The organism is Phenylobacterium sp. (genome assembly GCF_030646615.1).
GTDB lineage: Bacteria > Pseudomonadota > Alphaproteobacteria > Caulobacterales > Caulobacteraceae > Phenylobacterium.
In genome coordinates this window covers 58,241-70,049 of record NZ_JAUSLG010000014.1, presented here as the reverse complement: position 1 = coordinate 70,049, position 11,809 = coordinate 58,241, and the positions used below count along the sequence as shown (strand labels likewise).

Below are 11,809 nucleotides of genomic sequence, written 5' to 3'. Positions count from 1 at the left end.
GGTGCTAATCGATATGGCTTGGACGTGGCGGCAGTGGCGATGGGTGGCGGCAGGGGCGGCGATGCTGAGCGCCGGCAGCTGCGGCTACGCCACCGGCGGCTTCTGGATCGGTGACGGCTGCAATGACCAGGCTGGCTATTGGGAAGATGGCCTCTGCTACATCATCGGCGCGCGCCAGAGCACGCCGCGCGGCTGGCAGAGCGTGCAGGCCGCGGAGTTGGCGGCGGTCAAGGACGTGGCTCATGACTGGGGGCGGCTCACAGCGTCCGGGGCCGATCTCGACGGCGACGGCGAAGGCGATGCGGTCGCGGTCCTTGTGGACCCGACGCTGACCCAGTTCCGTGTCTTCGCCTTCTTCGCCAAGGATGATTTCTCCGGGGATGCGGCCCGTGCGCTGACCGAGGCGCGGCCCATCGCTGAGGTGGATGAGGTGTCCGTGGAATTTAACAAGCCGGCGCCGTCCTCCGCTGCGGCGGCGAGCTTCACTTTGCGGCAGAGGATCGACTGGAGGGCCCAGGACACCACTTACACCTGGGCGGAAGGCCGCCTGGTCGAGGTGGCGTCATGACGATCGAGCCGCCTCCCTTTCCCACTTGGCGGCTGCTGAGAGGCCTGCTCGCGTCAGTCGTGATGGTCGTTTTGCTGATGGGCTCCTGTGTTGTCGGCTGCAATGGCCGCGCTTTCGAGTACGGGGAGCGCTGCCGCGACCATGGTGGCGTTCGGAGCCGACTGGACTGTCACATGCCGCGCCTGACAGTGATCCCGCCGGACGGTTGGGTCTTCCGGACGACGGCGGACCTGATGCCGATCTATGGAGACGATCCTCCCTGGATGAAGGCGCTCGACCACTATCAGCGGCTGGCGGTGCGGGCGGACTTCGATGGCGACGGGCGTGAGGACCAGGCGGCCATCCTGTTGGACGAAGCCTATGAGAGTTTCGCGATCTATGCGTTTCCGGCGGGCCGCGAGCCAGTGATGCTGGCGCCGGGCCGGCCGATGACGGCGCTGCCCGGGAGGTCCCTGGCGGTGCATGAGGCTGAGGCCAATAGCCCGCCATCCCTGGTGGTGAAGGCCGCGGACGGCGAGGACGAGGCCTTCGCCTGGGATGGTGCAGCGTTCGTGAAGACGGCGGACTAAGCGCCCGCCGGACCTAAAGAAAATCGGATTTCTCTGACACAGCGTCCCCGGCTTGGGACGCTAAAGGGCGTTTGCATGACCCATGACGACATCCTGCGGGACGCCCGCGACGCGTTCGAGCGTGTGCAGGCCCAGGAGGCCGAGATCCGCGAGGAGGCCCGCGATGACCTCCGGTTCGCCAGGCTGGGCGAACAGTGGCCCGAGAAGGTGCGGCGCGACCGGGAGCTGGACGGGCGGCCCTGCCTGACCATCAACCGGCTGCCGGCCTTCATCCGCCAGGTGGTCAACGATGCGCGGCTGAACAAGCCCGCCATCGCCTGCCATCCGGTGGACGACGGCGCCGACCCGCAGACGGCTGAGATCTTCAACGGGCTGATCCGCCATATCGAGCAGTCGAGCGACGCCGAGGTGGCCTATGACACGGCGCTGGATTTCGCCGTCACCTGCGGCTTCGGCTATTTCCGGATCAACACCCGCTATGCCCGGGACGACAGTTTCGAGCAGGACATCGTCATCGAGCGGGTGGCCGATCCGTTCAGCGTCTATGGGGACCCGGACTCCACGGCGGCCGACTCCTCGGACTGGAACACCGCGTTTGTGGTCGACAGCTTGCCGCGGGCCGCCTTCCAGGCGCGCTGGAAAGGCGCCGAAGCGGTGGACTGGTCGGGGGCGGCCTATGGCGGTCTGGCCGAGGCCTGGGGCGACGGCGATCGGGTGACCGTGGCCGAGTTCTGGCGGCGCGAGGCGGTGCGCCGGAAGATCGTGGCCCTGAGCGACGGGCAGGTGATCGAGCTTGCCGCCTATGAGGCGCAGAAGGGTCTGTTCGATGCGCTTGGCATCAGCATTGTGGGCGCGCCGCGGGAGGTGGCGAGCCACCGCGTGGTGCAGCATGTGGTCACCGGCGCGGAGGTGCTGGAGACCGTGGAATGGGCCGGGCGGTTCATCCCCATCGTGCCGGTCTATGGCGAGGAACTGCGGATCGATGGCCGGCGGCGGCTGCGCAGCCTGGTCCGCGACGCCAAGGACCCGCAGCGGATGTTCAACTACTGGCGGACCACGACCACCGAGCTGGTGGCGCTGGCGCCCAAGGCGCCCTTCATCGGGCGCAAGGGCGCCTTCGAGACCGATGCGGAGAAGTGGGCGAGCGCGAATGTTCAGACCCACGCCTATCTGGAATATGACGGCCCCGAGCCGCCCATGCGCCAGCCCTTCGCCGGGGTGCCGGCCGGGGCGCTGCAGGAGGCGCTGAACGCCAGCGACGACATGAAGGCCATCATGGGCCTGCATGACGCCAGCCTGGGGGCGCGGTCGAATGAAACCAGCGGCCGGGCGATCATGGCGCGCCAGCGGGAGGGGGACGTCTCCACCTTCCACTATATCGACAATCTGAGCCGGGCGATCCGGCACGCCGGTCGAATCCTGATCGACCTGATCCCCAAGGTCTATGCTGCGCCGCGGGTGGTCCGCGTGCTGGGGCCGAGCGGGGAGGCGAGGCTGGCGCAGGTGAACCAGCCCGTGGCGGTGCGCGAGGCCGATGCGCAGGGCCAGGTGCGCGAGGTGCGGCGGATCTATGATCTGAGCGTCGGCAAGTATGACCTGACGGTGCGGGCCGGCCCCAGCTTCACCAGCCGCCGGGAAGAGGCGGCGACCCAGATGATCCAGCTGATCCAGGCCTATCCGGCCGCAGCGCCGGTGATCGGGGACCTGCTGGCGCGCAATCTGGATTGGCCCGGCGCCGATGAGATCGCCCAGCGGCTCTCGAGCCTTTTGCCGGCTCAGGTGCGCGGCGAGGCGCCGGAGCTGGGCGAGGCCCGGGCGGCCATCGAGAAGCTGTCCCAGGCCCTGGCGGGCGCCAATCAGAAGCTGGAGGCCATGGGGCGCGACCAGGCGCTGGAGCTGCGGAAGCTGGAGATCGCCGCCTTCGAGGCCGAGACGCAGCGGATGCGCGCCCTGGCCGCCGGGCGCGCGCCCGAGTGAACCCTGAGAGCTTGAGAGGAGCAAGACATGGCCACCGGCAAGGTGACGGGCGCGTTTTCGCAGACGGGCCCGAGTGAGAGCTTCGCGCCCGATTCCAGGCCGGGCGCGCCGCGCAGGTTCAACCTGTCGCTATGGGGGAGTTTCACCGGTGTGGTGGGGGTGGAGCGGTCGTTTGACCGCGGCGCCAGCTGGATCGGCTGCTCCCGGGATGGCGCCGGGACCCCGGCCGTCTATTCCACACCGGTGTCGCTGGTCCTGGAGGAGCCGGAGGCCGGGGTCCTGTACCGCCTGAACTGTTCCACGCTCAGCTCAGGGGCGGTGAGCTACCGATTGAGCCAATGACGCCGGCCTGCAGGACCGCGCGGGGCCTGGCCGCCGGGGTGCCGGTGCGCGGCGATCGCGCGCTGCACTCGGAGACCGAGGCCGTGGCGGCCGCGATGGCCATCAGCCCGGATGGCCGCCGGGCGGCCTTGATGGACAACCTGGTCTCGGCCCTCAAGGCGGCCGGGGTTTGGGCGCGGCTGGACGCACTGTTTGTCATGGCGGCGGCGGACGCCCAGGCGGCGGGGCTGAACTGGGCCGCGCCGGGGGGGGCGTCCCTGACGCCCGTGAACAGCCCCGACTTCGCGCCCGACCTCGGCTATCAGGGCGATGGGGCGACGAGCTATCTGGAGACCGGTTTCGTCCAGTCATCGGCGATGAAGTACAAGATCGCCGACCACCATGCCGGAGTCTTCGTCGTCGACGGCGGCGGGACGGGGATCGTGTTCGGCAACAGCCGCAACCGACTGCAGCCCTGGACCAGCGCCGGCCAGATCCTGACCCGGTCCAACAGCACCATCAGCGATCAGAGCCCGGTGGACTCGGGGCTTGGCCATTCCGCCATGAGCCGGACGGAGACCGAGCGCTATCACGTGGTCAAGGACGGGGCGCTGTTGGGCGAACCGGACATCGCCAACACCACCCTGGCCGGCCATCCCCTGATCCTGCTGGGTTACGGGACGACAGGGAATCCCAGCGGCCTCGCCGCCTGGCGGTTGGGGGCGGCGCATTTCGGCGCCGGCTTGAGCCCGACCCAGATGGCGCTGACCCATGCCGCCCTGGCGACCTATCTGCGGGGAGTGGGCGCATGGGCGTGAGCGTGATGCTGCTGGACGAAGCCACCGTGATCGCGGTGGCGGGGCCGCGACTGAAGCCGCGGGCGATCGCCGCCGGCCCGCTGGCGGGGGGCTATGCCTTGGCCCTGGCGGTGCGGGAAGACCCCACCCACCGGGAGGCGCACGCGCGGCTGGCCGACTCCCCCGTGATCGAGATCGACCCGGACCTGGCCTGGCCGGACTTCGACTGAGCCAGGCGCCCCCTGACGGCGCTGAGCGCCATGACATCCAAGGACACGACCCCATGATGCAAGACCCGACCTATCTGGGCGGCGCCGACCCGCGCCTGTCTGGCCCCGGCGCGGACGCTGACGCCATCGACGAGATCGAGCACGGCGGGCAGTTCTACCGCCTGCCGCGGGCGCTGAAGGCGCAGCTGATGGCCAATATCGATCATGAGAGCGCCGCCCAGGCGGTGGCGGCCGAGCGCCGGGCCTTGGCCGAGCGGGCGAAGATGATGGAGCTGGAGGCCGAGCTCGCCGGCGCCAGCGCGCAGGACCGGGCGGTGCTGATCGCGCTTGAGCAGCAGCTGGCGCAGTTCGAGGGCGTCGACTGGCAGGCGCTGAGCCAGCAGGACCCGCAGCTGGCCCAGGCGCTGTGGGGGCAGGCGAACGACGTCGCCCAGGCCCGCGAGGCCTATGGCCAGGCCCTGGCCCAGCAGGACGAGATGGCCCGGGCTGCGGCCGGCGAGCGGGCGCGGATCGAGCTGGAAGAGACCGGCCGGGTCCTGGCCGGCCAGATCGAGGGCTGGTCGCCGGAGGTGGCGGCCAAGCTGGTGGAATACGCCCAGGCCTTCGGCGTCACCCTGGAGGAGCTGCGCGAGGTGGCCGATCCGCGGCTATGGATGATCCTGCACCGGGCCCAGCAGGGTGAGGCGGCGCTGCAGGCGCAGACGCAGGCGCCGCAGATGGGCGGTGCGCCGGCCCGGGCGCCGGCCATGCAGGTGCGCCCCGCCGTGCAGGTGGGCGGCGGCTCGGCTCCGGCCAGCGCCGTGCGCGACGACATGGGCGCGGCCGAATGGATGCGTCGCAGGAATGCTCAGGCCATGGCGGGGCGGTGATGGTGGGGCATGCTTACCCCGTCGCCCAGGGGCGACGTTCGCCGGGCGCATCTCTGGAGCCGATGACGACCCAGATCGTACAGACCCGGAACAACGGCGCTGAAGCCTTCTCCGTGACCCGATTCCAAAGCGATGGCGCTGTGCATTCCGCCCGGTGGATCGCCACTGGGAAGGTGGACGAAGCCCCTTCACCCGCCGACTTCATCAGTGGTGGAGTGGCCGCTATCCGCGGCGCAGCGGTCGCAGCTCCGCGCGTGGCAGCCGGTCTGATCAACGCTGGCCGCCGGGTGCGTGGAGAGCCCTATATTGGTCAAACTCTCTATCGCGTCTTCGGTGATGAGGCTCTGCCTTACGGCCATTCGTGGACGCGACGTAGGCCCGACGGGTCACCTGATTTTCGTGACGATGCGGGTCTGCCCCCTCAGAACAGCGGACGATTTGTCATCCAAGGGCGCACACACGATTTGACGAACTTCAAAACTCGGCCTGCACAGCCGCTTGGTCCCAATCGTGGCGGTTGGGACGAAGTCATCGTGCCAGACCCGACGTCTCAGTTGCGGACCACACGCGTGTCGGGGGTAAATCCCGAGTTCTGAGTTGGGGGCGCCCACTAGTTGGCATTCTCAGTCTCCCGCCGAAAGATGATCGTCCGGTTTTCTTCGAAGGCCGGAAAAATCACGACCCCCCGCCAGTCGCGGAAGTAATGGGGCAGGTGGTTGGCGAGGGCGGCGTCCAGCTCGACGAAGCCTTCAACACTTTCCCAAAGCCTCACGCTGCGGCCGTCGTCGAGCCAGATGTCGAAGACCACCTCGTCGGTGGTGATGAGGTCGAGCTTGAGGGCGACGATCTCTTCGATCGCCGCGAAGGCCGCGGAGAAGGGAGGTGGCGGCTTCTGCCAGAACCAGCCTCGCTTTGGCGCCTGGAAGACGAAGCCCTCGTCTTGAACCGAAAGTTTGCCGTAGTTCGTCATTTGTTCTAGTTTAGCTGCGTCTCCACCCGAGGCAAGTCTGAAGCTTCGCCGACCCGTTTCCAAGGAGGTCAGGTTGGAACTGTTCCGTCGCCTGTTCGGGCGTTCGAAGCCGAGTGAGCCGGCGCCTCACACGCCTGTCCCGATGTCTGTCTGGGGGCGGGCCTGCCTGACCTTGCGCAAGGTTGACAATCGCGATGAGCAGGACTGGCCCGGCGAGCTGGTGCGGCCTCTGAATGGCGGGCGGTGGCTGATGGAGATGGATCCGCCGATCCTCTATGACGGCCTGCCGCCCGAGGATCTGAAAATGGTGGCGGTCGGCCCACGCTATGCGGGCGACGCCCTGGGCATCGATCCCAGGACCTGGCCGGACGTGGTCAACATGTTCATCCCGGCCCCTGGCCAGGACTTCGACGGCGAGCTGGCGCTCAAGGATATTGTCAGCGTTCGCCTGGCGCCGGAGCGTGGCGTGACCTTCGTCGACTAAGGGCTCCGGCGCCGCGCGCCGGGCCGCATTCTGAAATCGTAGGCGCGGCAGCCCCCGGAGCGACCCTCCGGGCGCACGTGCGCGCCTGATCCCTATCCGACAACCCGAACGGCGCAGCTGCGCCGACCCGCATTCCATCCTCAAGGAAGACGAGACCTCATGGCCAATTCGCTGCTTTCCCCGACCGCGGTCACCCGCGAGGCCCTGCGTGTGCTGCACCAGAAGCTGAACTTCGTGGGCTCGATCACGCGGGAGTATGACGACAGCTTCGCACGCCAGGGCGCCAAGGTGGGCGACACCCTGAAGGTGCGCCTGCCCAACCAGTATGTGGTGCGCACCGGGCCGACCCTCGACGCCCAGGACACCACCGAGACCAGCGTCGAGCTGAAGGTGCAGACCCAGAAGGGGGTGGACCTGAACTTCACCTCGGTGGACCTGACGCTGTCGCTGGACGACTTCTCCGAGCGGATCATCGAACCGGCCATGAGCGTGCTGGCGGCCAATATCGAGGCCGACGCCATGGGCATGTACAAGGACGTCTACAACCAGGTGAACAACCAGGGCGCGGCCGCCAGCTTCGCCAAGATCCTGCAGGGCCGGAAGATCCAGGTGGACAATCTGGCGCCCCTGGCCGGCCGGACCTGCAACCTGAACACCCAGGACAATGTGGACCTGGTGGACGCCCTGAAGGGCCTGTTCAACGACAAGGCCAGCATCTCCAAGCAGTACCGCGAAGGCTTCATGGGCCGCAGCGCCGGCTTCGACTTCATGGAGAATACGCTGTGGCCCTCGCACACGGTGGGGACCAAGGCCGGCTCGCCGCTTGTGAACGGCGCCGGTCAGACCGGCGGGACGCTGGCCACCGACGGCTGGTCCAACAGCTCCGCGATCCTGAAGGCCGGCGACGTCTTCACCATCACCGGCGTCTTCCGGGTGCATCCGGAGACCAAGCAGTCCACGGGCGTGCAGCAGCAGTTCGTGGTTCGGGCCGACGCCAGCTCCAATGGGTCGGGGGTGGCGAGCCTGCAGATCTCGCCGGCCATCATCACCACGGGCGCCGCGCAGAACGTGTCGAACGCGCCGGGGGACAATATGCAGATCCAGGTGGCCGGCACCGGCGCGGCCGCACACGGGATCTCCATGGCCTATCACAAGGGCGCCTTCGCCTTCGCCACCGCCGACATGGTGATGCCGCGGGGGGTGGACTTCGCCGCCCGTGAGGTCTTCGACGGCGTGTCGATGCGGATCGTGCGGCAGTACGACATCAACAACGACAAGTTCCCCTGCCGCCTGGACGTCCTCTATGGCTTCCAGACCCTGCGCCCGCAGCTCGCCTGCCGCCTGGCCAACAACTAGGCCCACCCGCCGTTCGACGAGAATGGGGGTGACACGAACCGGGGCGGCGGGGGCCTGGCCCGCCGCCGCCCGTCTGGCAGGGAGGAGGGCGCATGGCGCTCATGACCTATGACGACCTGAAGACCGCCGTGGCCGACTGGCTGGAGCGGAGCGACCTGGCCGGGCGGGCGGGCGACTTCATCACCCTGGCCGAGGCGCGGATGAACCGCGAGCTACGGCTGGCGGTGATGGAGTCCGAGGCCAGTCTGGTGGCGCCTCCCGGGGCGAGGAGCCTGGACCTGCCGGCCGACTGCCGCGAGGCGCTCGGCCTGTGGCGGGAGGACGGAGCGTTGCGCGCGCCCATGCGCTACCGCCCGGCCGGCCTGCTGCCGCGGAGCGATGTGGGCGGCCGGCCAAACTATTGGAGCCTGGAGGGTCGAGCGATCGTGCTGGAGCGGCCCTGCGATCAGGAGACCAGTTTCGTGTTGCGGCAGGTGGGGCGGCTGGCGCTCGGCGCCGAGGCGCCGAGCAATGCGGTCCTGGCCGAGCACCCGGACCTCTATCTGTTCGCCGCCCTGGCCGAGGCCTGCCCCTATCTGCGGGACGGGGAGATGGCCGGCCACTTCAACGCCCGGTTTGAGATGGCGCTGGCCCAGGCCCGCGCCGCCGACGCCCGGCGGCACGGAATGGCGACCCTGGTCACGGACCTGCCGCGGCGGGAGGCGATCACATGCTGACCGTAGGCCCGGATGTTCCACCGGCCTTGCGGCCGTTGGTGGGCGAACTGGTGGAGGCGGTGCGAGTCCTGCGTGAGCCCGGGGCGCCGACGCGGATCTTCGCCTGCGACGCCGCCGATCTGCCGCCGGCCAAGGCCTGGCCGCAGACCCTGGTCCTGGTGGCCGACCTTTCGACCCTGGCGGTCTCGAACGGGAGCGCCTGGGTGCGGCAAGACACGGGAGCTATCCTCTGATGCCTTCGACCTACACCCCCTCCCTGCGCCTGGAGATGCAGGCGGCCGGGGAGAACCTGAACACCTGGGGCGCGCCGCGGCTGAACGCGGTCATCGACCGGTTGGACCAGGCGATCGCCGGGCGCAGCGCCATCGTGCTGGAAGGCGATCATGTGCTGACCAGCGCCAATGTCGGCGACGACGAGGCCGGGCGGGCCATGCTGGACTTTTCCGGCGCCGGCCCAGCCACAGTGACCCTGCCTGCGGCCAGCAAGATCTACCTGGTGCGCAACGCCGCCAGCGGACCGGTGACCCTGACCACGGGGGCGGGAATCACGGCTGTGGTCGACAGCCAGGACGTGACCCTGGCCGCCTGCGACGGGACCAATGTCTTCACCTTGGGCGTCGGCGGCCTGACCCTGAAGGCCTATGTGGAGGCCGTGGCCTGGAGCTACAACGCCGGCGCCCTGCCGGCCCAGACCGGCAACGCCGGCAAGGTGGTGGCCACCAACGGCGACGACGCCGGCTGGAGCCTGGTCACCAGCCTTCCCGACTACGCCCACGATCAGATCCAACGCGCCGCCGCGGCCGACTGGCGCGCGGCCGGCCTGACCTATTTCGGTTGAGGAGAGCCCATGAGCGCCATCGCCACCAACGCCTACATCGCCGTGCAGAGTCCGGTGGCCTATACGGCCGTCGCGACGGCGGCCAACACGGACTTCGACACCCCGACCCAGGCGGTCGAACTGATCCCGCCGGGGGACAACCCCCAGGGGATGCGGCTGACCCGGATCTACGCCATCGCCCGGGCCGATCCGACCTCGGCGGTGAACTGTCAGCTGTACCGGACGGTCGGCGCGGTTCACGTGCTGATCGACAGCGTCCTGTTGCCGGATGTGGCGGCGAGCGGAACCGTAGCGAACGCCCGCACGCCGTTCAGCCTCAGTGAGGAGGACCCGCTGTTCCTGCATCCAGGCGAGGGCCTGTCCTTCGCCATCGGCGTCACGGTCGCCGACGGGATCGTCTGCCGCGCCTCGGGCGGCTCCTACTCCCCGTTGCCGTGATGGCGGCGTACGGACCGAGGGGCGAGCAGCCTCGGCGCGAGGGGGGCGCGCGTTTCGAGGTCTTGTCCATTAAGCGCGTAACCAGCGCGGGCACCGGGGAAATTCTGGCTACCGAAGGCTGTGTGCTTCAGGCGTTTCTTTGGGGTGCCGGCGCTTCTGGCTCCGTCCAGGCCAACAGCAACCGGGGCGGCGGCTCTGGCGCGGCATCGGTGGCGATCGCTAAGCTGCGACCCGGCCAGCGTGTGCCGTATGTGGTTGGGGCTGGAGGGAGTTCACAGACTGCGGCTCCAAACCCCGGTTCCGATGGTGGCGACACCTGGGTAAGGCTTCCAACGGGGCTAATTGTCACGGCCGGCGGCGGGAAAGCTACGGGGGCTGGCGGCCTGGCGTCGGGCGGCCTTATCAACAAGCATGGCACTGCCTCCGGGACAAACAATAGCGCCGGCGCCCCAGCGCCTTCGCTCAGCGAGTACAGCAACTTCACCGATTTCGTTGGCGGCGCCGGGTCGGCTTATGGAACCGGGTCGGGCGCTGGCGGCGCACCCGGCGCCGGGGCGGGCGGTAGTGACGGCGGTGGCCCGTCAGGCATTGGTGGCGTAGGTCGGCTGATCTATGTTCTCAGTCGTCTGGCGTAGCACGCGAGCACACGCCTCTGGTTTTTGTGACAACAGGTCATGGCCGCCGTCGATGACGAGAGGGTACAGGGTTGCCCTATCGGCCGCCGACACCACGGAAGGCGTCCGTGCGACGACCCGCTCAGGCTCCAACGGCTCGCTTCCCACTAGAAGCGTCACCGGCAATTGGGGGCCTCAAAGATGTGATGTAGTGGCGCCTTCATCATGGTGGCCATGGGTTCTGCGATGGCGGCTCGTCGAACCGGCCATGCCGGGGCGAGGGGGGGCAATCGCCACAACGCAGCGAAACGGGGGCAGGCGGAAGCGGCCCATGCCAAGGGAAATGATAGCATCCAGCGATTCGCCAGCGAGAACCACGGATCGGCCCTTAAAATAGGTGGCCGCGGCGACCGCGAACGCCTTCGACCATCCGTCAACGCTCTGATCGGCAAGTTCAGATACGCCGTGTCCCGGTAGATGGCCTAGAACGCAGTTCGGCACGAGATCCATCATGTGCTGAACAGTCGCCGCCGACCTAATGGCGCCGTGGAGCAGAAATACTGCAGGCCCCGCCTGCATCGGGCCAGCCGAAAACCATACCGGCCCTAGCCGGGTCTCCACAGCGGTGTGTCGCAGAGCGTCCATCGCCGCACTATAGCTTGGAGGGCGACCGATTAGGATATCCCAAAATCCGCCCGGCCTGATTGGCGATGACACATCCTACGTCTCCGCTGGTCGGTGGCGTGACGAGTCCAACGGCGGGTTATGGCGCGGCATTGCCCAGACCATCAGCGGGTGAGCGTCAGACTGAGCCGCCCTGTCCGGCGTGTGCCGCAGAGTGTTCCCAAGGCCAGCCATTTCAGGGCCCTGGTCATGGCCAGGGAGTTCCGCCCGCACCGCGTCGTAGGCGAGCCAGGACCGTAGCTGGAACGCACGGCGGCCTGCGCCGTGGATGATCACGACAACCTCTTCGCGCGGTTTTGGCGCGAAGACCAAGGACACCTCACCGTAGGGCGTCGGCACGAAATAGCGCTTGGCTTCCATGGCCCAATTCTAGCCAGG

The 11,809-nt window shown here is 68.4% G+C and carries 17 protein-coding genes; 15 read left to right on the top strand and 2 right to left on the bottom strand.

All coding sequences use genetic code 11. The features are described from left to right. Positions 1 to 61: 61 nt before the first annotated feature. From Q7S93_RS02395 to Q7S93_RS02360, 8 genes are all read left to right on the top strand, one after another. Positions 62 to 568, top strand: coding sequence for a hypothetical protein (locus tag Q7S93_RS02395; protein WP_304711977.1), 507 nt, complete (start codon positions 62 to 64; stop codon positions 566 to 568). Beyond that, positions 565 to 1,137: a hypothetical protein gene (locus Q7S93_RS02390; protein WP_304711976.1), complete on the top strand. Its 573-nt coding sequence runs from the start codon at positions 565 to 567 to the stop codon at positions 1,135 to 1,137. The genes Q7S93_RS02395 and Q7S93_RS02390 overlap by 4 nt, the downstream gene beginning before the upstream one ends. 75 nt (positions 1,138 to 1,212) lie before the next feature. Then, positions 1,213 to 3,114 carry a portal protein gene (locus Q7S93_RS02385; RefSeq protein ID WP_304711975.1) on the top strand — a complete coding sequence of 634 codons (1,902 nt, stop codon included), beginning with the start codon at positions 1,213 to 1,215 and terminating at the stop codon, positions 3,112 to 3,114. Between the two features lie 27 nt (positions 3,115 to 3,141). Further along, entirely contained in the window at positions 3,142 to 3,456 is a 315-nt protein-coding gene (locus Q7S93_RS02380; protein ID WP_304711974.1) for a hypothetical protein, read from the top strand. Beyond that, positions 3,453 to 4,253 carry a hypothetical protein gene (locus tag Q7S93_RS02375; protein WP_304711973.1) on the top strand — a complete coding sequence of 267 codons (801 nt, stop codon included), beginning with the start codon at positions 3,453 to 3,455 and terminating at the stop codon, positions 4,251 to 4,253. The genes Q7S93_RS02380 and Q7S93_RS02375 overlap by 4 nt, the downstream gene beginning before the upstream one ends. Beyond that, positions 4,244 to 4,462 (top strand): hypothetical protein, encoded by a 219-nt coding sequence (locus tag Q7S93_RS02370; RefSeq protein ID WP_304711972.1) that lies wholly within the window; start codon positions 4,244 to 4,246, stop codon positions 4,460 to 4,462. The genes Q7S93_RS02375 and Q7S93_RS02370 overlap by 10 nt, the downstream gene beginning before the upstream one ends. Positions 4,463 to 4,515: 53 nt before the next feature. Then, complete coding sequence (locus Q7S93_RS02365) at positions 4,516 to 5,331, top strand: hypothetical protein (protein ID WP_304711971.1); 816 nt, start codon at positions 4,516 to 4,518, stop codon at positions 5,329 to 5,331. A 62-nt stretch (positions 5,332 to 5,393) separates the two neighbouring features. Then, positions 5,394 to 5,927, top strand: coding sequence for a hypothetical protein (locus Q7S93_RS02360; RefSeq protein ID WP_304711970.1), 534 nt, complete (start codon positions 5,394 to 5,396; stop codon positions 5,925 to 5,927). Positions 5,928 to 5,941: 14 nt separating this feature from the next. Here Q7S93_RS02360 and Q7S93_RS02355 read toward each other — a convergent pair whose 3' ends face one another. Then, complete coding sequence (locus Q7S93_RS02355; RefSeq protein ID WP_304711969.1) at positions 5,942 to 6,364, bottom strand: hypothetical protein; 423 nt, start codon at positions 6,362 to 6,364, stop codon at positions 5,942 to 5,944. 109 nt (positions 6,365 to 6,473) lie between these two features. Between Q7S93_RS02355 and Q7S93_RS02350 the strand changes: the two genes are divergently transcribed. From Q7S93_RS02350 to Q7S93_RS19005, 7 genes are all read left to right on the top strand, one after another. Next, the gene (locus tag Q7S93_RS02350) at positions 6,474 to 6,785 is read left to right on the top strand and encodes a hypothetical protein (protein WP_304711968.1); all 312 of its coding nucleotides are present in this window, start codon (positions 6,474 to 6,476) and stop codon (positions 6,783 to 6,785) included. A 159-nt stretch (positions 6,786 to 6,944) separates the two neighbouring features. After that, positions 6,945 to 8,141, top strand: coding sequence for a P22 phage major capsid protein family protein (locus Q7S93_RS02345; RefSeq protein ID WP_304711967.1), 1,197 nt, complete (start codon positions 6,945 to 6,947; stop codon positions 8,139 to 8,141). Between the two features lie 92 nt (positions 8,142 to 8,233). Beyond that, entirely contained in the window at positions 8,234 to 8,857 is a 624-nt protein-coding gene (locus Q7S93_RS02340) for a phage adaptor protein (protein ID WP_304711966.1), read from the top strand. Further along, positions 8,851 to 9,090: a hypothetical protein gene (locus tag Q7S93_RS02335; protein ID WP_304711965.1), complete on the top strand. Its 240-nt coding sequence runs from the start codon at positions 8,851 to 8,853 to the stop codon at positions 9,088 to 9,090. The genes Q7S93_RS02340 and Q7S93_RS02335 overlap by 7 nt, the downstream gene beginning before the upstream one ends. Continuing rightward, entirely contained in the window at positions 9,090 to 9,695 is a 606-nt protein-coding gene (locus Q7S93_RS02330; protein ID WP_304711964.1) for a hypothetical protein, read from the top strand. The genes Q7S93_RS02335 and Q7S93_RS02330 overlap by 1 nt, the downstream gene beginning before the upstream one ends. Positions 9,696 to 9,704: 9 nt before the next feature. After that, positions 9,705 to 10,133 (top strand): hypothetical protein, encoded by a 429-nt coding sequence (locus Q7S93_RS02325; protein ID WP_304711963.1) that lies wholly within the window; start codon positions 9,705 to 9,707, stop codon positions 10,131 to 10,133. Further along, entirely contained in the window at positions 10,133 to 10,768 is a 636-nt protein-coding gene (locus tag Q7S93_RS19005) for a glycine-rich domain-containing protein (RefSeq protein WP_370652047.1), read from the top strand. The genes Q7S93_RS02325 and Q7S93_RS19005 overlap by 1 nt, the downstream gene beginning before the upstream one ends. Before the next feature lie 699 nt (positions 10,769 to 11,467). Here the strand turns inward: Q7S93_RS19005 and Q7S93_RS02320 are convergent. Further along, positions 11,468 to 11,791: a hypothetical protein gene (locus Q7S93_RS02320; protein ID WP_304711962.1), complete on the bottom strand. Its 324-nt coding sequence runs from the start codon at positions 11,789 to 11,791 to the stop codon at positions 11,468 to 11,470. Between the last annotated feature and the right edge of the window lie 18 nt (positions 11,792 to 11,809).

Bases quoted from the DNA above. Each gene is read 5' to 3' on its own strand.
- Q7S93_RS02335 (WP_304711965.1), top strand. From the start codon at position 8,851: ATGCTGACCGTAGGCCCGGATGTTCCACCGGCCTTGCGGCCGTTGGTG.
- Q7S93_RS02380 (WP_304711974.1), top strand. From the start codon at position 3,142: ATGGCCACCGGCAAGGTGACGGGCGCGTTTTCGCAGACGGGCCCGAGT.
- Q7S93_RS02345 (WP_304711967.1), top strand. From the start codon at position 6,945: ATGGCCAATTCGCTGCTTTCCCCGACCGCGGTCACCCGCGAGGCCCTG.
- Q7S93_RS02390 (WP_304711976.1), top strand. From the start codon at position 565: ATGACGATCGAGCCGCCTCCCTTTCCCACTTGGCGGCTGCTGAGAGGC.
- Q7S93_RS02340 (WP_304711966.1), top strand. From the start codon at position 8,234: ATGGCGCTCATGACCTATGACGACCTGAAGACCGCCGTGGCCGACTGG.
- Q7S93_RS02370 (WP_304711972.1), top strand. From the start codon at position 4,244: ATGGGCGTGAGCGTGATGCTGCTGGACGAAGCCACCGTGATCGCGGTG.
- Q7S93_RS02365 (WP_304711971.1), top strand. From the start codon at position 4,516: ATGATGCAAGACCCGACCTATCTGGGCGGCGCCGACCCGCGCCTGTCT.
- Q7S93_RS02385 (WP_304711975.1), top strand. From the start codon at position 1,213: ATGACCCATGACGACATCCTGCGGGACGCCCGCGACGCGTTCGAGCGT.
- Q7S93_RS02325 (WP_304711963.1), top strand. From the start codon at position 9,705: ATGAGCGCCATCGCCACCAACGCCTACATCGCCGTGCAGAGTCCGGTG.
- Q7S93_RS02395 (WP_304711977.1), top strand. From the start codon at position 62: ATGCTGAGCGCCGGCAGCTGCGGCTACGCCACCGGCGGCTTCTGGATC.
- Q7S93_RS02375 (WP_304711973.1), top strand. From the start codon at position 3,453: ATGACGCCGGCCTGCAGGACCGCGCGGGGCCTGGCCGCCGGGGTGCCG.
- Q7S93_RS02360 (WP_304711970.1), top strand. From the start codon at position 5,394: ATGACGACCCAGATCGTACAGACCCGGAACAACGGCGCTGAAGCCTTC.
- Q7S93_RS19005 (WP_370652047.1), top strand. From the start codon at position 10,133: ATGGCGGCGTACGGACCGAGGGGCGAGCAGCCTCGGCGCGAGGGGGGC.
- Q7S93_RS02330 (WP_304711964.1), top strand. From the start codon at position 9,090: ATGCCTTCGACCTACACCCCCTCCCTGCGCCTGGAGATGCAGGCGGCC.
- Q7S93_RS02320 (WP_304711962.1), bottom strand. From the start codon at position 11,791: ATGGAAGCCAAGCGCTATTTCGTGCCGACGCCCTACGGTGAGGTGTCC.